Consider the following 24,348-nt stretch of genomic DNA (forward strand, 5'->3'; position numbering starts at 1 on the left):
GTGTGATTTTTGATGTATGAAAGTTTTGTACGACATTTCATGGCTGGGAACTGGATTTTATCATCCTCCTTGTCGCACGGGAATTTTTAGAGTTGTTGAGAATTTGGCTTATGGTCTGAAAAATTCACAAGAGTGCGATTTAATTTTCTGTACGCATGGCATTTCTTTAAGATTATGTGAGGTTCTTGGTTACTTAGAATCAAATCCAGAACTCGCGAAAGTCCCTCTAAGTTATAACAGCAAAAACGTAAAATTTAGACGAAGTTTCTACAAGGTTTATCAAGAACTCAACCAAAAACTGACAGACATTCCAGCTTCACAAAAACTAACACCTGAGATATTAAGGCTTAGGGCGCTCAGAAAGGTTTTGACTTACGTAGCGCAAAGTGTAGAATTCTTTTATCAACCGATTACACCCAACAGTCTTGCTGAAGCAGAGATATATCATTCACCTTATGAGGCAATTCCGGATGAAATAAGAAAAGCAGCAACTCCTATAAAAAAAATTCTCACAGTACACGATTTAATTCCAATTATACATCCAGATTTTTTTGAATTTAATAAGGATACTGTCGAAAAAGCTCTATCAAGTTTAGATCCTGAGTCTTGGATTTTATGTGTTTCTCAATCAACTAAAGATGACTTATGCAATTACTCAAGCATTATTGACCCTTCTAAAGTTTTTGTCACTCACTTAGCTGCTTCAAAACTTTTCTACCCTTGCTTGGATTCTCAAGAAATTGAAGCAACGTGTGGTAAATATAACATACCAAACGCACCCTATATACTCAGTTTAAGTACCTTAGAACCCCGGAAAAATATTGACCTGACAATTCGATGTTTTCTTCAGCTCATTCAGCAAGAAAAGATTCAAGATTTAAATCTCGTTTTGGTTGGGGCAAAAGGTTGGAAGTATGACAAAGTTTTTGCCGAAATCTCCAAAAATCCTATCTTAAAAGACCGCATTATCACCACAGGCTACGTTGCGGATGAAGATTTGGCGGCTGTATACAGTGGTGCGATCGCCTTTGTTTATCCCTCCTTCTACGAAGGTTTTGGTCTACCTCCCTTGGAAGCCATGCAGTGCGGTGTTCCTGTCATTACTTCCAATACCTCTTCGTTACCTGAAGTGGTTGGTGATGCTGGAATCATGCTTGACCCCAAAGACGCTGATGGGCTTTGTCACAGTTTGTTTGAGCTTTACAACCAGCCCGGATTGCGAAAGTCCATGTCATACAAATCTCTAGAGCAGGCAAAAAAATTTAGTTGGGAAAAATGTACTCAACAAACACTGACTGCTTACAAAACCGCCATATCATTCTAAGTTTTCAGTAACAAACCAAACAACAAATTCAAACAATCATGAAAGAAAACCATTACAGACATTCAAGGAAAGTTTTATACTCAAATATCTATAAGGGATAATAAGGTCAAAAGATTTATGACGAGCGGACAAAATGGGTTATCAAAATGTATTCAACGACCTATCAAAATTCTAATTGTTAGCAGAGAAATTCCTCTAGAGAATACAATAGGGAGTGCTACTTATATTCTAAATTTCCTAAGCTACTTACGACAAGTTGGTTTTCAAATTAAATATATAATACCAAATCCATCACCATCGCTTCATGTCAAAGCACCTTGGTGTGTAATTTCACCTAACTTCTTCAAACTGGCTAATATTTCAGTTAAGAATAATTTGAGGATAGGGCGTCTTCTGCTGAGATTTAACTCGATATCAGATTGGGTGATTGAGTCATTGCGATTAATTTACGATAGATTGCCAGAAGCTCTGAAAAATATGTATCGTTCTGCCCGAGAGCAACGACAGTTAACGCCCCTGTATTTAGTCACCTCTAATGTTTGGGATGCTCCAATCATGTCTGAGGAAAGCGATTTTATAAATTCACAGTTTATTCGATTCAAACCTGATGTTGTCATCGCTAATTATGCCTTTTTGGCAAATGTTTTAGAATTTCCTGTTTTAGATAAGAACGTAGTAAAAGCTATACTAACTCACGATGTACGCCACCAAAGAGGCGATCGATTCCAACAACTAGGGCTGACTTCTTTTGAAACTTGCTGGAACCGGGAACGAGAAACTCTAGAGTTGAGCAAAGCACAACTCCTGTTAGCTATTCAGGAAGAAGATGCTAACCTCTTTAAAGAAATGGCACCGCAGTGTAAGGTGATTTGTATGCCTATATCTGTGGAATGTCACTCTCACGCGATCGAGCAAGTCCCCGGTCGTTGCTTATTTGTTGGTAGTCGTGTCGATCACAACTACTACGGTCTACAGTGGTTTTTGGAGAATGTGTGGCCAAAAATCTTAGAGTTAAACCCACAAAGCAGTCTTGATGTATGCGGAACCGTGTGTCAGTTGATTCAAGGTAGTTTTCCTAATGTTCGTCTTTTGGGTAGGGTAGACGATATAAAACCTCTGTACAGCGCTGCTGAAGTTTGTCTGGTTCCTTTGCTAGCGGGTAGCGGTCTAAAGATTAAACTTGTGGAAGCAATGTCCTACGGTCGTGCTTGTGTTTCTACGAGTGTGGGAGTTCAGGGATTGGGTGACACAGTAGGTACAACAACACTCGTAGCAGATACTGCTGAAGGTTTTGCAATGGCAGTGCATACGCTTTTAAGCAATCCAGATAAACGCCAATGGATGGAGGAACAAGCTTATAGATACGTGCGCGAAAAGCTTTCTCCTGAAGCCGCCTATCAACCTTTTGTAGACTACATTCACCAACACGTACAGCAAGTATCAAACCAGTCTCAGAAATTTCAGTTTAATGTTGTTAGGAGTTAAGTAGATGTCAAAAACAGTCATTCAAGTTGAAAATTTAGCTAAGAAGTACGTTATTACCCATCAAGAAAAAGCCGGGAATTATAAAACGTTTCGCGAAGCAATGACCAATGCAGCAAAATTCGTTGCTAGTTCTCTAATACCTAATGGGAAAAAGGAATCGAATTTAGGGAGAGAAGAGTTCTGGGCGCTGAGGGATGTCTCATTTAAAATTCAACAAGGCGATCGCATTGGTATTATAGGTCGCAATGGAGCGGGGAAGTCAACGCTCTTAAAAATTTTGAGCAGAATTACAGAACCAACCAGAGGCTCCATTCGGATTAAGGGACGAGTCGCTAGTTTATTAGAAGTAGGAACAGGATTTCACCCAGAATTGACAGGAAGGGAAAATATTTTTTTAAACGGTGCTGTTTTGGGGATGAGCAAAGCAGAGATTCAACGCAAGTTTGATGAAATTGTGGCGTTTGCAGAAATAGAAAAGTTTTTAGATACACCTGTTAAACGTTACTCTTCAGGTATGTATGTAAGATTGGCGTTTGCAGTAGCCGCTCACTTAGAACCAGAAATTTTGATTGTAGATGAAGTGCTGGCGGTGGGAGATGCTCAATTTCAGAAAAAATGTTTGGGCAAGATGGAAGATGTCGGTAGGGAGGGAAGAACCATTTTATTTGTCAGTCACAATATGGCAGCTGTGAGAACGCTTTGCAGTCGGGCAATACTCATGAAACACGGTCAATTGCAGATGGACGCGGAGATTGAAACAGCGATCGGTAGTTACCTAGCTGAGGATAGTAGTTCAGAGGCACGTATTATCTGGAACCAAAAAGATGCTCCTCAATCTCCAGAACTTCGCTTTCTTGAAGCTTATATTTCGAGTGATGAAGGTAATTATACTTCTATAATTGATTGTCGTAAAGGCTTTTTTATAAATTTGAAATATGAAGTCATAAAGCCTTTAAATGGTTTAAGAATTGGCTTTTTTATGCAGAACTCAGAAGGATTACCTATTTGTGGTTCTAACGATCCCACAGCTTGGTTAAAGTTAGAAAAAAGCCCAGGTACTTACGTAAGTCGGTGTTTTTTCCCTGGTTATACCTTAAATAGCGGTAAGTATTCAATTTATTTTGGAGCTGATGTGCCACCCTACTCTACTTCTCTCATAACAACTCCCTATTGCATAAGTTTTTCTATTGAAGATGTTGAAGGACATGGTCCTCTCAATGAAAAACTTCCAGGAATTATAAGACCTAAATTGAACTGGCGTGTAGAACAACTCCTTAAAGCGGAAGTATAAATATTTTCAGGATTTTTAAGTTTAAAAATAACCTTAAAAATTCTGTAGAAAATAATTTTTTTTAGTCCTGAAAATTTCAATTCAAAAATTAGATTTTGTCATTTTTAGCTATTCTCTACAACGGATTAACTATTTTCAAATTACTAAGTAGCTATGTCTCTCTCAACTCCAGTCGTTTTCATAATTTTTAATCGTCCCGACCTGACAGATATTGTATTTAAAAAAATTGCTGAAGCTCAACCGAAAAAGCTTTTAGTTATTGCAGATGGTCCCCGCTCTCCTGAAGAAGCTGAAAAATGTAGTAAAACCAGAGAAATTATTCAAAAAATAGATTGGGATTGTGATGTTTTAACTAATTTCTCAGACAAGAATTTAGGATGCAGAGAGCGAATAGTAAGTGGATTAAACTGGGTATTCTCGCTTGTTGAAGAAGCAATTATTTTAGAAGATGACTGTCTTCCGGCACCTTCTTTCTTTACTTTTTGTCAGGATTTACTTGAATACTATCGACATGACAAAAGAATAATGATGATTAGTGGAGATAATTTTCAACTAGGACAAAGTAGAACTAACTATAGCTATTACTTTTCAAAATATGCTCATATATGGGGTTGGGCAACTTGGAGAAGAGCTTGGCATTACTACGATGCTAATATGGAAACATGGCCGGAGTCTAGGGAAGCAATAAGCGCTCTAATAGAAGATAACTATGAAAAAAAGTTTTGGATCGACATATTTGAGCATGTATTTAATCGTAGGCAAGATTGGGATTGGCAATGGGCTTATGCCTGTTTAACCCAAAATGGTCTGTCAGTGATGCCTAACGTAAACCTAATATCAAATCTTGGTTTTAGAGAGGATGCAACACAAGCTCTTCATAAAAGTCCTTGGGCAAAACTACCAGTAGATGATATTTGGACAATAAAGCATCCACCTAACGTGATTAGAAATGTCACTGCTGACAAATACACATTTGATTATCACTATGAAGGTAATGATATGAGAAAACGCGATACTATTCAATGGAAGATTTATAATTATTTTGCGATCCTTTTAGAAAAAATTAAAAGAAAATTTTTTAACGTTATGTCTAAAATTTATGTCGGAAAATTAGGATATTAATTTCATTAGCCGTTATTGGAGTCAGTATAAAATGAATAATCTTTATACAATTGAAAATGCAGAAAAATTTAATTGGTCTTCTGTTAGCGGTCAATTAAATCCAGAACGCGTGTCTCATCTGGACAAGTATTTAATAGGTAAAAAGATTTTAGATGCTGGTTGTGGTGGAGGTGCATATGTAGAATTTTTGTCTCAAAAGAATTTAGAAGTAACAGGTGTTGATAAATATGAGCATTTTTTGCAGGTAGCACGACAAAAAGGAAAATTAGGTACTTACATTCAAGCTGATATCACTAATCTTCCTTTCCCTGACAAAGTGTTTGATTGTACCTACTGCTATGATGTTTTAGAACATATAGATGACCAAGCTGCTATAAAAGAATTGATTAGAGTAACTTCTAAAAGACTGATTGTTGCAGTACCACAAGAAGATGAAATAATGAAAAAGTTTAACTTAACATTCTTGCACTATCAAGATAAAACTCACTTAAGAAACTACACAGAAAATTCATTAAAAATCTTTTTTAAGTAATGGTTGTACAAAGATAAATATTTTTCAGAACTGTTTGTTCCAACTCAAGGACTTGTTAACGAGATGATATTAAAACCAAATACAACTCATTTGAGGCATTTGTATAAAAATAATTTATAAAATACTTCTTACTATACTAGAAAAAGTTTCATATAGAAAAATACCTACTGGCTTGGTAGCTGTTGTCGATCTGTAATTGTTAATAACTTATGAAAGTTTTATACAACATAACTCTGCTGGGTGCAGGGTATTACTATCCTCTCTCTCGCACGGGAATTTTTAGAGTTATTGAGAATCTAGCTTATGGTCTAAAAAATTCAAATGAGTGCGATTTAATTTTCTGCTCCCAAGGGTCTCCTCAGATATTATTCGATGTTCTCGACTACTTACAATCGAATTCAGAACTAGCAGGAGTACCAATAGGTTACCAGAGCAAAGATTTGAAATTTAGGCGATTGTTACAAAATGTTTATCATCCACTCAATCAAAAGCTGGACAATCTTCCACTGACACAAAAATTATTGCCTGATATATTAGTGCTTAGGACGATCAGAAAAGTTTTGACTTATGTAACGCAAACTGCAAACTCTTTGTATAAACCAATCTCATGGCATAACCTTGCTGAAGCAGATATATATCATTCACCTTATGAGCCAATTCCAGATGACATAAGAAAAGCAGCAACTCCCATACAGAAGTTTCTGACAGTACACGACCTGATTCCAATTATACATCCGGAATTTTTTGACTTACAGGATAACGATACAGTTGAAAGAGCTATATCAAGTTTAGATCCTGAGTCTTGGGTATTATGTGTTTCTCAATCGACTAAAGATGACTTATGCAATTACTCAAGCATTATCGATCCTTCTAGAGTTTTTGTCACACATCTAGCAGCATCAAAACTTTTCTATCCCTGCTTGGATTCCCAACACATTAAAGCCACTTGCAGTAAATATAACATACCAAACGCACCCTATATACTCAGTTTAAGTACCTTGGAACCCCGGAAAAATATTGACCTGACCATTCGATGTTTTCTTCAGCTCATTCAGCAAGAAAAGATTCAAGATTTAAATCTCGTGTTAGTTGGGGCAAAAGGTTGGAAGTATGACAAAATTTTTGCGGAAATCTCTAAAAACCCTGTCTTAAAAGACCGCATTATTACCACAGGCTACGTTGCTGATGAAGACTTGGCGGCTCTCTATAGTGGTGCGATCGCTTTTGTTTATCCCTCATTCTATGAAGGATTTGGTCTACCTCCCTTGGAAGCCATGCAATGTGGTGTTCCTGTCATTACCTCCAATACCTCTTCGTTACCTGAAGTGGTTGGTGATGCGGGAATCACCCTTGACCCCAAAGACGCTGATGGGCTCTGTCATAGCTTGCTTGAACTTTACAACCAGCCCGGATTGCGAAAGTCCATGTCATACAAATCTCTGGAGCAGGCAAAAAAATTTAGTTGGGAAAAATGTACTCAACAAACACTTGCTGCTTACAAAACCGCTCTATCCGCTTAAGTTTTCAACTGCCATGAATATTTGAAATAGAAAATAATGAAAATTCTTTACGATATATCATTACTTGGAATAGGCCATTACGATCCTGTCAATCGAACCGGAACGTTTAGAGTTGTTGAAAATATGGCATGCGGGCTGGCAAGTTTAAAAGACATCAATTTAAAATTTTGTGTCAGTCAAAATTTACCAGTGCTGGTAGAATGCCTGGATTATTTGACATATAATAAAAAACTCTTAAAAAAAACTCTTGCCTATTCAAAGCCACAAGAATTTATTGCGAGACAACTGTACAACTATAATATTAAGCTGAGTAAATCACACGATACACTACCGCTTAAAGTTCTCAAAAAATTTTATAGAATAGCCAATAGACTAGCTGAAAAACACATACATCCCCTCAATGCTAAACTTTTACAAAATGCAGATGTTTTTCACTCTCCTTGCTTTGCCCTAACTTCTCAAGTAAAAGAATCTAAAAATGTTAAAAAGTTTTTGACAGTTCACGATTTAATCCCCATTTTATATCCAAATTTATTTGAACACAATAATGAGGAATATTTAAAGAAAATCTTAAACAGTATTGATTCTGAAGATTATGTGACTTGTGTATCAAACTCAACCAAGAATGATTTATGTAACTATTTAAAAAACATTGACCCCGAACGAGTATTTGTGACCCATTTGGCTGCTGCACCTGATGTTTTCTATCCTTGTTCGAATTCAGAAAAACTTGTCGGTATCCGCAATAAATATCATATTCCTAATGCTGCGTACATTCTCAGCCTCTGTACTTTAGAACCTCGAAAAAATATTGACCACGTTATTCGCTGTTTTGCAAAGCTGATTCAAGAACAAAATATTAAAGATCTATATCTTATCTTAGTAGGTACTAAAGGGTGGAGTTACAACAAGATTTTTGAAGAAGTTGCCAACTTTCCTTTAGCAAAGGAACGTGTCATTCTAACTGGATATGTAGCTGATGAAGACCTAGCTGCACTTTACAGTGGCGCACTTGCTTTCACGTACCTTTCTTTTTACGAAGGATTTGGTCTACCACCACTAGAGGCTATGCAATGTGGTGTCCCAGTTATTAGTTCAAATACCTCTTCCCTACCTGAAGTTGTAGGGGATGCAGCTATTATGCTTGACCCTTTGGATGTAGATGGGCTTTGTCAGAGCATATTAGAGATCTATAACAATTCATCTTTAAGAGAAACAATGTCTTTGAAATCAATCGAGCAAGCAAAACGTTTTAGTTGGGAGAGATGCGCTCGAGAAACTGTAAAAGCTTACAAGAAAGCTGTAGCTGTTTAGATTATATTAGTTAACTCATCTAGGCAAACAAGTTTCTTTAAATTTTAGGAGTTAAGATGACAATTCGAGTAGCTTATGACATAACTTGCTTGTTGATTGAAGCAAAACACATCGATAGGAAGAGTGGAGTTTACAGAGTTACTGAAGAGGTAATGGATGAACTCAATAAAAGAGATGATATTGAACTATCATTAGTCAAAATATGTGCGGATAATTCTTTATTTAATGCTCTTGATTTTTCTTGTTATTTAAAAAATGAACCTTATTTAAATACCTATAAAACGACCGATCTTTTGAAGAGCCTACAATTTATTGAAGTCTCACGACGAAATATATCCCATTTTTCGTCTGAAGAATTTCAAAGAATGCCAAAGTTTTACCAAAAGCCATCATCATTAGAGGAATTTTAAACTTCTAAGAAAGTTTGATGCATATATTTCTTTTGATAAGAATAACTTTGATATTATTCATTCCCCTTATCATAAATTACCTTCTGAAGAATTGACTAAAGGTGTACCTAGAGTTATTACTGTCCATGACATTATTCCCATCATTATGCCTGAAATGGTCAATCCAATTCTCATTCCTTATTTTCAGGAAGTCCTTAACAGTATAAACCACCATCAAGATTGGGTCGTATGTAACTCTGAATACACCAAGCAAGAGTTTTGCGAATACACGGGAATGCCACTTGAACGCACGTTCGTCACTCCACTAGCGGCGACCGATCGCTTTTATCGAGTGACTGACTCTGCTCGGATAGATACCGCTCGTCAGCGCTATGGTATTCCTGATGGTGATTACTTTTTAAGTCTTGGGACTCAACTCGAACCTCGCAAAAATCTAGCTCATCTAATTCGTTGTTTCTTGCGGTTATTATCCGAGCAACCCAATCTCAATATTAATTTGGTTTTAGTCGGCTCGCAACGCTTTCAATCTGTTGAAACTATCGATCGCCTTTTTCCTCAATTCAGTTCCAGAGTGCTGTTTACTGGATACGTTGCTGATGAAGATTTAAGCGCCATCTATAGCGGTGCGACGGCTTTTATTTACCCTTCTCTTTACGAAGGTTTTGGTTTACCTCTCTTAGAAGCCATGCGCTGCGGTACTCCTGTTATCGCTTCCAATACAACATCCTTACCAGAGGTTGTAGGTGATGCAGGTATCTTGGTCGATCCAAAAGATGAAGATGCTCTTTGTCAGGCGATGCTCGACTTGCTGAGAGACAGTCACTTAGTTCAAGAACTCCGTCAAAAAGGTTTTGCGCGATCGCAAAATTTTAGTTGGTCAAAATGTGCTGCTGATACCGCAAAAGTCTATAAACGAATTGTCAACCATCAATGATTTAATTTAATATAAGACACAGATATGAAACTGAACGTGTTTAAGTTGTGTTTGAATTAAAGTTCAATAAATCCTATCGGTGCTATCACACCTGTTGATAACGGTGAACAATTTATAGAGATATACATCAAAAATATTATCACTCAAGTATATCTCAATGCAAACACATTTTTGTAGGTGGAGGTTTAAAAGACAGAACCGTAAAAATTTTCATTTCATATAGGGCTTTATCAAATATGTCTGTCAACCCAAAAGTATCTATTATCACTCCTGCTTACAACACCAGTCGCTATATAAAAAAAGCAATAGAATCAGCCTTAGCTCAAGTCGAGCAGAATATTGAAGTGATTGTAGTAGATGATGCTTCCACGGACAATACAGTAGAAGTTGTCAGTAGCTTTTCCGATCCTCGCATCAAACTTTTAGTAAATGAATCACATCAGGGACCGAGCTACTCCAGAAATCGTGCATTAAAAGAGGCAAAAGGTGAATGGATTGCCTTACTTGATTCTGATGATTGGTATGCGCCCAAAAGATTGGAAAGGCTTTTACAGGTAGCTGAGAAGGAAAATGCTGACTTTGTTGCTGATGATTTGTATTTAATTCCAGAAGGGGAAGATACTCCTTGGAGCATAACAGTTTTTCAAAAAAATAGAATACACTTAGACAAGCCGAAACAAATCGATCTGATTTACTTTGTAGAGCGATACCTTAGTATTACAAAACCTCTCATCAAGCTAAACTTTCTAATTCAGCAAAATCTAAAATTTAATGAATCTTTGAAATACGAAGAAGATTTCGTTCTCTTTTTCTTCTGTCTGTTAAAGGGTTGTCGTTTTATTATACTACCAGAACCCTATTATTTCTATCAAATCCGTATTAACTCCTTAATGAAGGAATACGTTGATTTCTACGAGCAAGCCTGTAAAACAAATTTGTCTCTTTTACAGCAAGAGTTTACTCAAGAAAACCCACAACTAAAACGGACTTTATTAAAACGTTTGAAAACTATGAAGCAAATTAGAGCTTTTTACCGAGTCAGACAGGCATTTAAAGAAGGTGGATTTTTAACTGCATTGATTAAGGCTATACTAAACCCTAATTTTTTACCTGTGCTATGGGAAAAGTTACCAGGAATGTTTAGATACTACTTTTTCTATCGCTGGAATACCAATTTATCTAAGTAGTACAAATCCTCTCTTCCCACAATTCCGTCTCGAATTTCCTACATTAAGTAAAAGGAAGGAAGCCCATGCAGGTTATTAGTCGAGTTCAATTTCCTCAAACAGTTGAAACATCTGACTTATACTTCAAGCTCGATACACACACATCCATCAATCTTTCTACTGGAGAAAATCTCATTACTCTACGTAAAGGCAGTGTTCTATCTTTTAACACTTACTTTAACTCAATTTACGAAAAATTCTACACAAAATATACAAATCTTAGTTTACTCTATTACTTACTAAAACTCGAAGGTGATTTTGAGATTCTTGCTTATCGAGAAACAGATGCAAATACCCAAGAAGTCATCTTAAATGAAAAAATTGAGCGCTGTCAACTATCAGAAAGCGTAAAAATATTACTGCCAGAACTCAAACCGAACCAAGAAGCCGCTCGAATTTATCTAGAAATTACTTGTCTCAGCGAACGAGGTTTATTTGCTGAAGGGTTAGTTGTCACAGAACAAGAAAAGTTTAGAGATGTGTCATTGGCTATTATCACTTGTACTTTCAAAAAAGAAGTCTATGTAAAGAAAACCGTTAATACTATTCTGCAAAATAGTTTTTTAAAAGATAAAAAATTTAAAGTTTTTGTAGTCGATAATGGAAAAACTCTAAACACTAGTGAATTTGAAGACTTTAGAGTTAGACTGATTTCCAATCGAAACGTTGGTGGAAGTGGTGGTTTTACTAAAGGTCTCATTGAGGCGTTACAAGAAGGTAACTATACTCATTTCCTATTTATGGATGATGATATAGAGTTAGAAAGTGAATCTATTTACAGGCTTTTCACTTTGTATGAGTATGCAAATCAAGATTTTGCAATTTCTGGTAGTATGTTGGATTTAAATAGAAAACATATTTTGTATGAAGCTGGAGCAATATATAATAAATCCATCAATCACAAAGGAAAAATTGAACAAAATCAATACACCGGTTATCCTTTAAAGCACGACCTAGATTTACGCACCACTAAAACCCTAAATGCCCTTTTGTCAGAAGACAACATAGATTATGGAGGATTTTGGTTTTTTGCTTTTTCTAAGGAAATCGTTGAAAAAATTGGATTACCTCTGCCATTGTTTATTAAAATAGATGACATGGAATTTGGTTTAAGAATTAACGAATATTTGAAAAATGGCATAGTTGCTTTTCCTTCTATAGCAGTTTGGCACGAACCCTTTTATGCCAAAAGACCAATTTGGGATTTTTACTATTACACTCGCAATCACTTAATAGCAAATTCCATTCACAGTTCATTTGAATATATTAAGACAGTTAAAAAATTTACGCGCTGTCTGCTTTATTACTTGTTTATCTTTGATTACAACACTGCAGAAATGGTAGTCAAAGGTTTTGAAGATTACATGCAAGGTCCAAATTTCATTAGAAGTAACGACCCAGAGATCTTACATTCTCAGATTTTTGAATTTAGTAAAAGTTATAAAAATCAAACTCTACTAGATTCTAGTTCAATTATCGGAAATCATACAAGAAGTAAAATTGGCATTCTACAGAAAGTTATTAGTTTATTAACACTCAACGGTCATTTACTACCACAGTTTCTCATTGCAGATCGAAGCACTATTATTCGAGATGGCGTGAAAGAACGTGAATCAATTTGTAAAGGATTTGCCAAAAAAAGAATTATTTATCTTTTAGAAACAAGTCCTACTTCTTATCAATACGAATTAGACCAAAAAGCAGGTCTCAATATTTTATTAAAATGGGTTAGTTTGGTTGTCAGACATTCTTCCAAATGGTCTAGTGTCAATGCAGAGTGGAAAAAAGCCTTTAGCGATTTCACCACTATGCGATTTTGGCAGAATTACCTTGAACCACAGAAGTAATACGATTTGGGATTTTAAATTTTGAATTCATCCAAATTAAGACAAGGAGAGATGCTATGAGAGTAGATTGGTTGGTTGTGGGGGCTGGATATTCTGCGTGTGTTCTTGCTGAAAGAATTGCTAACGAGTTAGGACAACGAGTCCTGATTGTAGAAAAACGAGACCATATCGGTGGTAATGCTTATGACTATTACAACGAACATGGCATTTTGGTACACAAATACGGTCCTCATATTTTTCACACAAAATCTAAGAAAGTCTGGGATTATCTCTCTGAGTTCACTGAATGGCGACCTTATTACCACCACGTACTTGCTGTTGTGGAAGGTAAGAAAGTTCCCTTACCCTTTAATTTAAATACGCTCTACGCTCTCTTTCCTCCTCGCTACGCTGAAAAGTTAGAGGAACAGCTTTTAGAACACTTTGGTTTTGGAGTCAAAGTGCCAATTCTTAAGTTGCGGGAAACGGCTATTGGAGATTTGGAGTTTCTTGCTAACTACATTTATGAAAATATCTTTGCTCGTTACACAGCCAAGCAGTGGGAACTCAAACCAGAAGATCTCGATCGCGGAGTTACCGGACGCGTTCCAGTTTACATCAGTCGCGACAACCGCTACTTCCAAGATCCATACCAAGCAATGCCAAAACACGGTTACACGGAAATGTTCCGCCGCATGCTGGCTCACCCTAATATCAAGATACTTTTGAATGCCGACTATCGTGAAGTTATTAACGACATCAAATTCAACCGGATGGTTTATACAGGTCCCATTGATACCTTCTTTGATTATATGTACGGTGAGCTACCTTACCGCAGCTTGCGCTTTCACTTTGAGACCCTAGACCAAGAGCAATACCAAGAAGTCGGTACAGTGAACTACCCTAACGACTACGATATTACCCGTATTACCGAGCAAAAGTATTTATCGGGGCAAACGTCACCCAAAACTACATTGGTTATGGAGTATCCTCAAGCTTATGTACCGGGTAAAAACGATCCTTATTACCCGATTCCGCGTGAGGAAAATCGCGAGCGTTATGACCTCTATCTCAAAGAAGTGCAAAAGCTCAAAGGTACAGTCATTTTTGCCGGACGGCTGGCTGAATACAAATACTATGATATGGATCAAGCAGCATTACGCGCCTTGAGCTTGTTTGAGAAAGAAGTCGCAGTTGGAGATTTAGTTGGAGTACAGGCATAACATTTAGTTTGTAGTAGCGCTGTCTTCGCGCTGAGTGCTACTACGATCTAAGTAAACTGAATGTAGCGATTTTACTTGAGGAAGTCGATAAGCGTGTCTGACAAAGTGATTCAAGTGGAAAACTTAAGCAAAAAGTATATTCTGGGTCACCAGCACGAAGGTTCTCAGTACAAAACTTTCCGCGATTTTATTACCAATGGCGCAAGAGTACTGAGTCAAAAATTGCTGAACCCCTCGCAAGAGATGTTCGATTTAGCCCGTGAAGAGTTTTGGGCTTTAAAGGATATATCTTTTGAAATTAACCAAGGCGATCGCGTTGGAATTATAGGTCGAAATGGTGCAGGAAAATCAACACTACTAAAAATTCTGAGTCGGATTACAGAACCGACACGAGGAACTGTCCGAATTAAAGGTCGAGTTGCTAGTTTATTGGAGGTTGGAACCGGTTTTCATCTAGAACTAACTGGTAAAGAAAATATTTTTTTGAACGGAGCCATACTGGGAATGAGCAAGGCAGAAATTCAACACAAGTTTGATGAAATTGTTGCCTTTGCAGAAGTTGAACAGTTTTTAGATACGCCAGTGAAACGTTATTCATCAGGAATGTACGTGCGCTTGGCGTTTGCCGTTGCAGCCCATTTAGAACCAGAAATACTGATCGTCGATGAAGTGCTAGCAGTCGGAGATACACAGTTTCAAAAGAAGTGTTTGGGAAAAATGGAGGATGTATCAGCTAAGGAGGGAAGGACAGTTTTATTTGTCAGCCATAGTATGAATGCGGTAGAGTCGCTTTGCAATCGAGGGATTGTGCTTGAGTCTGGCAAATTGTATGCAGACAGTGGAGCACAAGAGGCGATTGGGGCTTATTTAGAAAAAACTCACAAACTCATGTATGAAACTTCTCTAGCTGAACGAACAGATCGCAAAGGTTGTGGTAAAGTCAGAGCAATTAGCTTCAAAATATTAGATACAGAAGGAAACGAAGTTAATATCTTACAGTCAGGTAAAGATTATTATTTTGTAGTTGGCTACGTAAACAATACAAGATACCCTCTGAGTAATGTTGTTTTTAGCTTTGATTTTTTAGATGAGAAAGGTAACACGATTTTATTGTTTCGGACTAATTTTACTAATGATAATATAACTGTGGAGCCTGATGCTGGTTATGTAAGATGTAAAGTCAATAATTTTCCACTTGCCAATGGTTCTTACCACTTTTTGATTTTTCTTTCTCATGGCGAGCATGAAATATTAGATTGGCTTGAAGATGCTGCAACTATTAAGGTAGAAGGAGGAGACTTTTTTGGAACTGGAAATCCTGGATTGCCAACCCATTGTAAGATTTTAGCAAAAGCTGAATGGTCTACCCTGCACTATCCCCAACTTCTTAAAGAGGTCGGAGGTCTAGACTAGAATTTCAAAAATTTCATGGGATTCCAAATAAAATTATCTTCAACACCAGGAGACATACCGATCCAGGATATATGGAACCATTAGCTGAATTTCTTCTGTTGATACCACAAAAAGGCTATGCAGGCAACTCCTATTGGGTATATGCTGTTCTTGAAAAAGATGAAGTACCTTTTAATACTAAAGAAGCAATGAGACATTTAGCTTAGTATAAAATATGTCATACTCTAGGCTAACGTGGATCGATCCGAGCTACTGAGCGGATAACAAACTATATCAAAGGTATTTTTTCTATATTGGACGAATTTGAGGCTATTCAACACTTCTTGAGGAGCACGCTACCGATGTTCTCATTTGAAACATACTCATGAGTTTTTATTTTTTCTTCGAGAAAAAATTAATATATGTTTATATTCTATAAAGCTTACTGGCTCTGGGTTTGAGAGTCCAAGAATCTTCAAACTAAACTGGAGTTTTTTCTTTACATCGGTAATTACGGTTGCCATTGCGATCGTTCACCTTTAATCTATACCAGTTAGGCGAGTGGTGCTGTGTTCTCTGTGGCAAACAATGAGTTTTGTTTGTCTGACTAAGGCTGATTTGTACAGCGCCTAATATCCTGTCAAATTAATTGTTCAGGGTTGAGCCTCTACCACATTTGGAGTACGAGAACTCACCAAGTGTGAGTTTCAACAAACCATGAGTTCAGTAAAAGAGGCAAATGATTATTTTTGACCCTATTACCGTTACCGTTATTAGCCATGTGCTTAGTAGTACCGCCGCAATCAGCTTTAGCAGCCAAAATCCATCCAGCTTAAGCGTGACAGAAGGTACCAAGAATCTCATCACAGCTCAAGCAACCCCAGCGACCTCAAACAACAACTGCGGTCCCGGTCAACCACGTGATAAGCACGTGTGGCCTTTTGCCTGTGACAGTATTTGGAATGTACCAATTGGCTCAAACGCAAATTACGTTGATGCTTATATTGGTTCAAAAGGCGCTGGAGTTGACACTGACTGGTTTGTCGTGACTAAAGAGACCGACCAATTGCAAAATGTTTATATGGTAGGTGGTTGGGACAGCAATCGCTGTAGCGGTACTGTACCCCAGGAACAGGCGCAGTGGCATCCCAAAGCTGGAGAGCAATTGAGGGTTCCTCACGATTTCATCATTCCAGATGCAAGACCGGGTTTCACTCCAAACAATTCCTCAGCATTTTTGAAACCAGATGGCAAAACTTTAGTGTCGTTTAACGTGACCACTCGATGTGAAAAGGGTGGCCCTCTTTACGGCTACTGGTTTGGAGAGCAAGACATTTATGGAGATGGTCTTGGCGGTGGACATGGCGGCTCGGCAATGTCCAGTGTTGGTGGTAGTATTCGTAAAGGCGAGTTGCTAGATAACAATCCTATTCGTCACGCACTGAAGCTAGTGATTTGGGGCAAGTGGTTGCATTACAATCCCTCATCATCTACCCCCGGTTATCGCTGGCCAGCCCGTGTGGCTGATGCCTATGCATCAAGTCAATACAAAGGCTCGAATCCAGCGCTCGTAATGGGTTCTTTATTAGCTGTTCCCCCTAATGTATCTGCAGAAAGCTTGGGACTGACCACCAAAGCAGGCAAAAAGATTTTCCAGGCAATGCAAGACTATGGTACTTACATCGTTGACGATTCAGGCTGGGACTTCAACTACATCTGCTTGGATAGAGAAGCCGAAGAAGAATATGAAAAAGTCACGGGGCGTCACTTCAATGACGATAAAGACCTTCAAGCTGACATGACAAAGATTATTGGTGCCTTGAAGGTTGTGGACAACAACGGACGGAATAGCATTGGTGGAGGTGGTATACCCCGTCAGCCGTTAGCACCACCAATCGGAAATTAAATGTAGAGACGTGTTGTGACAACCGTGCCATGACACGTCTTTATTCATGACCAAATCCCGCCACATATCATAAAAAATACCTCAGTAGGTGGGCAGGATGCCGGTTTTTTGATTCGCTATACTTCAGATACTAAAATTTTGACCGACAGTTTGTAGAGTAGAGCTAGAAGCTTTAAAAAACAAACTGCTCTTCAAGAAAAAGTGATATGCACAACAGTATGGGAATTATTGAACCATATAAGGACGGATTTGTAGAAATTATCCCTGAAGGTGACAGAAGTGATTACTGGCAAATAGCCGCAATACACATCAACGGAGAAGTATTTTGTCCGAGCCCCCGCATATACCCATCAACAAATGTAGCTTTAGCAAGAGCACGAAAGATTTTCAATTGGATATGCGATCGCGAAGCCGAAACTGGAGATGGGCAATATTACTGCGAGGAACTCAACATTATTCTATGGCGTCTTAGCAAAGACTTGTAACAAGTAGGGCGCTGAGTTCGGGGTAGAGGAAGTGTAGAAACCAACGTTCTTTATGAGTGGTATGCGTCAATCCCGCACCACAAGGAATTTTGCGAGTCCTTATATTGAGAATCTCTAAGGGAGAGATTGCGTATTTCTACTATATATAAACTAATATAATACTTGCCAAACTACTATATTTGCGTATAAAAAATATAATTTATAACTATGCACGATCGCAGAGCCGAACGCGGATGGGTGTAGAAAGCTCTTATGTAAAAGCATTTAAATCCATATGATGGATAAACCCTACTTAGAAAAATACTGAAAAATTTACAAAACTGTAGCTAAATTGCTCTCGAATTTGCTATCACTAAGTAGCTAAATTTATACCTTTATGAAAAATCGAAAAGATAACCAGCAACCTCCGCAAGGGTTGCCTGTCTCTTTCTACTGTAGTGATGCTCCTTTCAAAACGCTCCTTCTTCTATATCGCCATGACTGGCGCAAGCTTGTGTTGGCAATGGTGTACTACATCATAAAATACAGCCCGGACTGGATTCGACCAGTTGTTATCGCTAACATTATTGATATTATTTCTCGTCCCCAAGAACACACCCTCGGACAACTGTGGTTAAATGGGGCTATTTTAGCTATCTCTCTGGTACAGAATATTCCCATGCAATATCTGTACATTACGACCTTAAGTGCAGTCACCCGTCACATGGAAACCAGGTTGCGGGACGCGCTGACACGTCAGTTGCAACAACTATCCATTGGTTTTTACAAACAACGCACGACAGGGGCATTGCAAGCGAAACTGTTGAGGGATGTGGAAGAAATTCAACTTCTTGCCAATCATATTTTTCAATTTGTACCCTCAGCAATCTTAACTATTCTTGTTGCTGTTTCAGTGACTGCGACTCGCGCCCCTTTGTTTTTACTCTTTTTTATAGCTACAGTCCCAACATCTGTAGTTTTAGCAGAAGTGTTGAAAAAACCGATTCAGAATTGCAATCATGATTTCCGTCAGCAAAAGGAGGTCATGTCTTCTCATTTGATCGAGATGATTAAGCTTGTGCCGGTGACGCGGGCGCATGGAGTTGAAGAGACAGAAATCCTTCGGACACAACAGCGTTTGAACTCCGTGAAAAAAGCAGCGATGCGGTTAGATGGCATCAATGCCTTCACCGGTGCATGTAGTTGGGTGACTATCCGCCTATTCAATACCTTGTGTCTGATAACGGCTGCCTACATGGCTTACACCGGAAAGATGGGTGTGACGGCAGGTGATGTTATATTGTTAACCGGTTATTTTGACACGTTAGCCAATTCCATCCTACAAATACTTGCTGTTTTGCCACAAATAGGCACTGGTTTTGAGTCGTTGCGCTCTGTAGGTGAGATTTTAGAGTGTCCGGATTTAGAAAAAAATCAAGGTAAATCCGTGGTGCAACAAGTCAGGGGAGATTTTGCGTTTGATAATGTGAGTTTTTCCTACCGCGATCGCAAGGCAATTGATAATATTTGCTTTAAAGTCAATGCTGGAGAAACCATCGCCATTGTTGGACCCTCAGGAGGAGGAAAGTCCACTCTGCTCAATCTTGTCATTGGTTTTCTGCGACCCACAAAAGGCAAGATTTTCTTGGATGCTCAAGACATGGATTCCCTAGACTTAAGAACCTATCGGCAATTTGTCTCAGTGGTTCCTCAAGAAACTATTCTTTTTGAAGGTACTGTACGGGAGAATATTCTCTATGGTTCGGTTGGGGTGAGCGAACAGCAGTTGTACCAAGCCATTGAAGATGCCAATGCTTGTGAATTTATCCTCAAATTACCCCAAGAACTAGATACTCTCATTGGTGAAAATGGGACAAAACTATCAGGGGGACAGCGCCAACGCCTTGCGATCGCACGCGCTTTAGTTCGCAATCCGAAAGTCTTGATTTTAGATGAAGCAACAGCTTCTGTAGACACTGCGTCAGAAGCTTTAATTCAAGAAGCACTCGAACACCTGATGAAAAATCGTACCACTTTTGTTGTTGCCCATCGCCTGTCCACAATCCGCAATGCAGACCGAATAATTGTCATGGATGGAGGGAGGATTGTTGAAATTGGCAGACATGATGAGTTAGTACAAGACAAAAATGGCTTATATGCCCGTCTGAGCGCGTTGCAAACTTTGTAAGATCTCCACAAGTTCTTTATTTTTGCCGTTTATCTTAATAGATGTGTTCGGTGAAAGCAAGATACTTTCATTTCTACTACAAGGTGCAGTTTTCTATTTTAACCTGCACCTTTTCCCACACCCTTACATCTGGGAAGTCGTATTTACAACAAAGGTTATTAATTATGCAATATACATCATTTGATGCTGCGCTTCAGTTCTTTGTAATAGTCGATTTAGCATCAATTATTTTTATCATGTTAGTTTCTACAGTCGGTTTAGCAATAGCTGAAACAATTGAAGCGAGAGATTGATTTGTGGTTAGTGGTTAGCAGGGTTTTCTTTCTCAAGATGCTAAGACTACGCGATCGCGACCTTCTTTCTTAGCGCGATACAGTGCTGCATCCGCTGCTGCTATAAGCGTTTCTGGTGTTTTTCCATGTTCTGGAAACGTTGCGACTCCCAAGGATACAGTAAGAGCATCAAACACTTGAGAGTGATGTCCCACCAATATATGCTTTACACCTTCGCGTATAGTTTCTGCACGGGATTTAGCAACATCAGTAGATGCTTCTGGGAGTAAGAGCATTATTTCTTCTCCTCCATAACGACAAGCTATATCACTGTTCCGAATTTGTTTGTGCAAGAACGTACCTAATTCTCGCAGTACCATATCTCCTGCATTATGACCAAATGTGTCATTAAATCGTTTGAAGTAGTCAACATCAAGCATGATAATAGATAAAGCTTGCTGTTGGCGTTCTGCTCTTGCAAATTCTCGTTCTACAGATTCTTCCAAGTAACGGCGGTTGAACAATCCAGTGAGAGGGTCGCGAACGCTCTGATATTGGATGGTTTCGTGCAACTTCATGTTAGCTAGTGCTAAAGCAATGTGCTCCGCAACGGTGATTGCCAAATTTCGTTTGGCAGTGTTCAGTTTTCCCTGAATTTGGGATCTTAAATGCAGTACCCCCATTGCTTCTCCCTGCGCCATCATTGGTACGCAAAGGGACTCTACAATACACGATTTTTGGTGTAAGTGCTTGCACGGAACGTTGCAATTGCTACTATCAATCCAATGAACTTGTCCCCTTCGCAACGCCCAACATTCATTTGGTGTAAAAAACTGATTCATGCTAGATCTTGCATCGCCCCAAGTCGCAACCGCCTCAACTAACCGTTTTGAGGGATTGATAATAAACACGCCTCCCGATACATCTGGAAATAAGGGTTGAACTAGTTTTGCAATCACTTCATGTGCTTCTTCAATGCTCAAACAAGCTTGTAACATATCGCTTAATTTACTCATTTGAGCAGTTTCTTGATTGCGAGTTTCTAATTCCTTGACCCAGTTACTGAGTTGTTCGTTCGCAGATTGTAGTTCTGACTCCACACGCTTGCGAGCAGTTATATCATTGCGAATAGCTATGTATTGATATGATTTGCCATCCACATTTAAAAGCGGCACAATAGTTGTATCTACCCAATAATTAGTTCCGTCTTTCGCTTCATTCTTAATTTCACCTCTCCAAACTTGCCCGCTAGAAATAGTTGCCCACATTTGCTTAAAAAATTCTTTAGAATGGTAACCAGAATTGATAATGCGGTGGTCTTTTCCCACAAGTTCTTCAATAGAGTATTTTGAGATAGAGCAGAATTTATCATTGACGTAAGTTATAATTCCATGCCGATCCGTAATAGCCACAATCGCAGATTCATCTAGAGCAAATTTAATATTTGATAAATCTTTTAAAGATTTCGTTAACTCTTGAGTCCGTTCAGCCACCCTGATTTCCAGTTCGTCAAGAAGCGATCGCAGTTTTAGTTCAATTCGCTGGCGTTCTCCTATCTCATTCAACAGTTGGTTGTTAGCTGCTTCTAATTGTGCGGGACTTGGAAGGGCTAGCGCTAATGGGATTAATGGCAATAAAGACAAAGCTGTTGCACAGGAGATGAAAGCCGCGATCGCTTTGATCAGACCGGATAACCAGTACGTCGGGTACCACAGCGTCCAAATATCCATGACATGAGTCATACCGCACGCAACAATAAACGAGCCAAACAGCAAAAATATGGAATGAAAGGGAACATCATGCCGTTTTTTGACAAAATAAACAAGCATGGCTGGAATCGAAAAATAAGCAATAGCCGTGAGTGAATCGCTCAAAATATGCAATCCCAGCAATTCCGGCTTCCAAAGATAACAATGTCCGTGAGGAATAAACTGATTTGTCCATAAAAAATTATTTATAACATCAAGCATATAAACTCTAACTTCATTGATACATCTAATTTATCTAAATTTTAGTTAACTTTCTTCACAAAATTGGCAATGACCCTTTGAATTTTTTGTTCATTTATTAATAATTTGCTGTTGATTGACTGAGTGTTTTTCTCAATAGCGCAAAAACACTAAATCAATGGAAACTTTCGTAATTTTTCGGTTGTCTCCTTAGAATAAATGATTTATTGAATCAATTAAATAACTGATTGCTATTGCGTAAGCGCTAACGGCTATACTGACGTATCGCTCATCTATGGAGTAACCTTATCTAAATCAAAAAACACACTTTTGTTACAATTATTGAGAAATCAACAACAGGTTAGAAAATATATCTTTAGTTAGATGCATTTTCTAAAATAAATTATCAATCTGAGATAGGAAAGAACTACTCCTAAATCTCTATAAGATTATCAATGTTCCTGTTTTTCTGATTGACACTCCACTGCCTTTACACTGGTGGATTCTTCATTCATCCTAGCCGAGCCTGGTTGAGCACTCGGCTAGTTCTGAAGCGTTGATTCGAGACTGTCCTACCCTATTGCATTTTGCCAAGGTTCAATATGTTGATGGCTGTGCTGACATCCCTTTGCAAACACGAAGCGATCGGGTGTGAGGCTTCTTTTGGATTGAGCTAAATTAAATGAAACAATCGATTAATTTCTTTTTCTTGATTTTCAACTAGATTGTGAAACGATGTTTCCAAGGCTTTTAACGCAATTTCATAACCTTGCATTAGATCGTTATAAATTTTGATTTTATCTCCATTAGAAGAAACTTTTACCTGTACTGTCAGAGTACCATTTTCTTTCTTTTCAATATTTAAAATATCTAATTGTGCATCTTGATTTTCAATTTCTACATTCTTAAATGTATCAGAAAAAGCTTTCCAATCAATCCCTTGATAAAAAACTAAATCGATTGTTTCTAAGTTTTTGCGGATAATTACGGTCAAATCTCCCGGCAAAAAATTTCCATAAAGAGGACAACGCTCTTTATTGGTTTCTTGTAGATAAATATAATCTGCGATTATATTATCAAGGTTCGTAGATGTGTTAATATTCCAGTTTTCCAAACAAGCTTCTGTAAATAGCGCCTCAGAAAAGTTTGTGTTTAGTGCTTGAACTCTAATTAATTTTGCTCCCTTGAGGTTAGCTTGACTGAGATTAGCCCCGCTGAGGTTAGTTTCAACCAATTCAGCACCGTCAAAGCTAGCTTTACAAAAACTTGTTCTGTACAAATCAGCGCCGCTTAAGTTAACCCTAGAGAGATTAGCCCCATCAAAATTTGCTCTCCTGATTTTAGACTCCCTCAGGTCAGCACCACTTAAGTTAGCACCACTTAAATGAGCGCCACAAAGATTAGCACCTTTAAGGTAAGCACCACTTAGATTCACTTCGCTAAGATCGCGGTTACCTGTTCCCTTGTTGAGAATTTCCCAAACTAAATACCACTTCTGAGCGATCGCGGTTTCCCGGTTAATCTTAGCTGCTTTCAAATTGGCTCCACTAAGATTTGCTCCATCAAGGTTAGCTCCACTCAGATCCGCTTCTCTAAGATCTGTTTGAGACAAGTCAGCACCACTGAGGTTAGCTCCACTCAGATTGACTCCTTGAAAATTAGCCCCACAGAGATTGATGTTAGACACAGCGACATTAGATAGGTCTGGTTTAATTTCAGGATTTTCCCTACGCCACTTATTCCAAACCGTTTTTACTCCTTGCTTTAGCAAAGCCCAATGTCCGTCGTTTGCCATTGTTAGCTCACCTCTGATAAAACTAAAATGCCGTACACTAACCAGTGACCGGGTAATTATAAATTAATTTCTTTCTATTTCCATAAATAAAATTTAAAAGCTTGTACAATTTGACGCTCGATCGTCTTCTATTCATGGAAAAATAGATTCCCTTCTCCCCCGATAGAAGGGTTGG

Annotated in this window: 20 protein-coding genes; 18 read left to right on the forward strand and 2 right to left on the reverse strand. The window is 38.3% G+C overall.

Going from position 1 to position 24,348, the window contains the following annotated elements; all coding sequences use genetic code 11:
- The first annotated feature begins 16 nt into the window (after positions 1-16).
- The 18 genes from HC643_RS10095 (at position 17) to HC643_RS42055 (ending at position 20,450) form a co-directional block, all read left to right on the forward strand.
- Entirely contained in the window at positions 17-1,324 is a 1,308-nt protein-coding gene (locus HC643_RS10095; RefSeq protein WP_038087053.1) for a glycosyltransferase family 4 protein, read from the forward strand.
- Between the two features lie 117 nt (positions 1,325-1,441).
- The gene (locus tag HC643_RS10100; protein ID WP_038087049.1) at positions 1,442-2,809 is read left to right on the forward strand and encodes a glycosyltransferase; all 1,368 of its coding nucleotides are present in this window, start codon (positions 1,442-1,444) and stop codon (positions 2,807-2,809) included.
- A 4-nt stretch (positions 2,810-2,813) separates the two neighbouring features.
- Complete coding sequence (locus HC643_RS10105; RefSeq protein ID WP_038087047.1) at positions 2,814-4,100, forward strand: ABC transporter ATP-binding protein; 1,287 nt, start codon at positions 2,814-2,816, stop codon at positions 4,098-4,100.
- Positions 4,101-4,253: 153 nt separating this feature from the next.
- The gene (locus HC643_RS10110) at positions 4,254-5,222 is read left to right on the forward strand and encodes a hypothetical protein (RefSeq protein ID WP_038087044.1); all 969 of its coding nucleotides are present in this window, start codon (positions 4,254-4,256) and stop codon (positions 5,220-5,222) included.
- 31 nt (positions 5,223-5,253) lie between these two features.
- Entirely contained in the window at positions 5,254-5,754 is a 501-nt protein-coding gene (locus HC643_RS10115; protein WP_167844648.1) for a class I SAM-dependent methyltransferase, read from the forward strand.
- 209 nt (positions 5,755-5,963) lie between these two features.
- Positions 5,964-7,274, forward strand: a complete 1,311-nt coding sequence (locus tag HC643_RS10120; RefSeq protein WP_038087041.1) for a glycosyltransferase family 4 protein — start codon at positions 5,964-5,966, stop codon at positions 7,272-7,274.
- Positions 7,275-7,310: 36 nt separating this feature from the next.
- Complete coding sequence (locus HC643_RS10125; protein ID WP_038087038.1) at positions 7,311-8,588, forward strand: glycosyltransferase family 4 protein; 1,278 nt, start codon at positions 7,311-7,313, stop codon at positions 8,586-8,588.
- A gap of 56 nt (positions 8,589-8,644) precedes the next feature.
- Positions 8,645-8,998, forward strand: a complete 354-nt coding sequence (locus tag HC643_RS10130; protein WP_167844649.1) for a hypothetical protein — start codon at positions 8,645-8,647, stop codon at positions 8,996-8,998.
- Between the two features lie 25 nt (positions 8,999-9,023).
- Positions 9,024-9,932, forward strand: a complete 909-nt coding sequence (locus HC643_RS10135; RefSeq protein WP_272900266.1) for a glycosyltransferase family 4 protein — start codon at positions 9,024-9,026, stop codon at positions 9,930-9,932.
- 236 nt (positions 9,933-10,168) lie between these two features.
- A complete protein-coding gene (locus tag HC643_RS10140; protein WP_038087035.1) occupies positions 10,169-11,119 on the forward strand; it encodes a glycosyltransferase family 2 protein in 951 nt (316 codons plus the stop codon).
- Between the two features lie 65 nt (positions 11,120-11,184).
- Complete coding sequence (locus HC643_RS10145) at positions 11,185-13,005, forward strand: glycosyltransferase (RefSeq protein WP_167844651.1); 1,821 nt, start codon at positions 11,185-11,187, stop codon at positions 13,003-13,005.
- Between the two features lie 56 nt (positions 13,006-13,061).
- The gene (gene glf / locus HC643_RS10150) at positions 13,062-14,207 is read left to right on the forward strand and encodes a UDP-galactopyranose mutase (protein ID WP_038087027.1); all 1,146 of its coding nucleotides are present in this window, start codon (positions 13,062-13,064) and stop codon (positions 14,205-14,207) included.
- 93 nt (positions 14,208-14,300) lie between these two features.
- Positions 14,301-15,620 carry an ABC transporter ATP-binding protein gene (locus HC643_RS10155; protein WP_050046162.1) on the forward strand — a complete coding sequence of 440 codons (1,320 nt, stop codon included), beginning with the start codon at positions 14,301-14,303 and terminating at the stop codon, positions 15,618-15,620.
- A gap of 71 nt (positions 15,621-15,691) precedes the next feature.
- A complete protein-coding gene (locus HC643_RS42050; protein ID WP_272899729.1) occupies positions 15,692-15,826 on the forward strand; it encodes a hypothetical protein in 135 nt (44 codons plus the stop codon).
- Positions 15,827-16,338: 512 nt separating this feature from the next.
- A complete protein-coding gene (locus HC643_RS10160) occupies positions 16,339-17,505 on the forward strand; it encodes a hypothetical protein (protein ID WP_038087024.1) in 1,167 nt (388 codons plus the stop codon).
- A gap of 206 nt (positions 17,506-17,711) precedes the next feature.
- Positions 17,712-17,990: a hypothetical protein gene (locus tag HC643_RS10165; protein WP_038087021.1), complete on the forward strand. Its 279-nt coding sequence runs from the start codon at positions 17,712-17,714 to the stop codon at positions 17,988-17,990.
- A gap of 376 nt (positions 17,991-18,366) precedes the next feature.
- Positions 18,367-20,157 (forward strand): ABC transporter ATP-binding protein, encoded by a 1,791-nt coding sequence (locus HC643_RS10170; protein WP_050046161.1) that lies wholly within the window; start codon positions 18,367-18,369, stop codon positions 20,155-20,157.
- 164 nt (positions 20,158-20,321) lie between these two features.
- Complete coding sequence (locus HC643_RS42055) at positions 20,322-20,450, forward strand: hypothetical protein (protein ID WP_272899730.1); 129 nt, start codon at positions 20,322-20,324, stop codon at positions 20,448-20,450.
- Positions 20,451-20,482: 32 nt separating this feature from the next.
- Here the strand turns inward: HC643_RS42055 and HC643_RS10175 are convergent, their stop codons facing one another.
- A complete protein-coding gene (locus tag HC643_RS10175; protein WP_038087018.1) occupies positions 20,483-22,399 on the reverse strand; it encodes a sensor domain-containing diguanylate cyclase in 1,917 nt (638 codons plus the stop codon).
- Between the two features lie 652 nt (positions 22,400-23,051).
- Positions 23,052-24,173: a pentapeptide repeat-containing protein gene (locus tag HC643_RS10180; protein ID WP_050046160.1), complete on the reverse strand. Its 1,122-nt coding sequence runs from the start codon at positions 24,171-24,173 to the stop codon at positions 23,052-23,054.
- Between the last annotated feature and the right edge of the window lie 175 nt (positions 24,174-24,348).

This window comes from Tolypothrix bouteillei VB521301 (assembly GCF_000760695.4).
In the GTDB taxonomy this organism is placed as follows: Bacteria; Cyanobacteriota; Cyanobacteriia; order Cyanobacteriales; family Nostocaceae; genus Scytonema; species Scytonema bouteillei_A.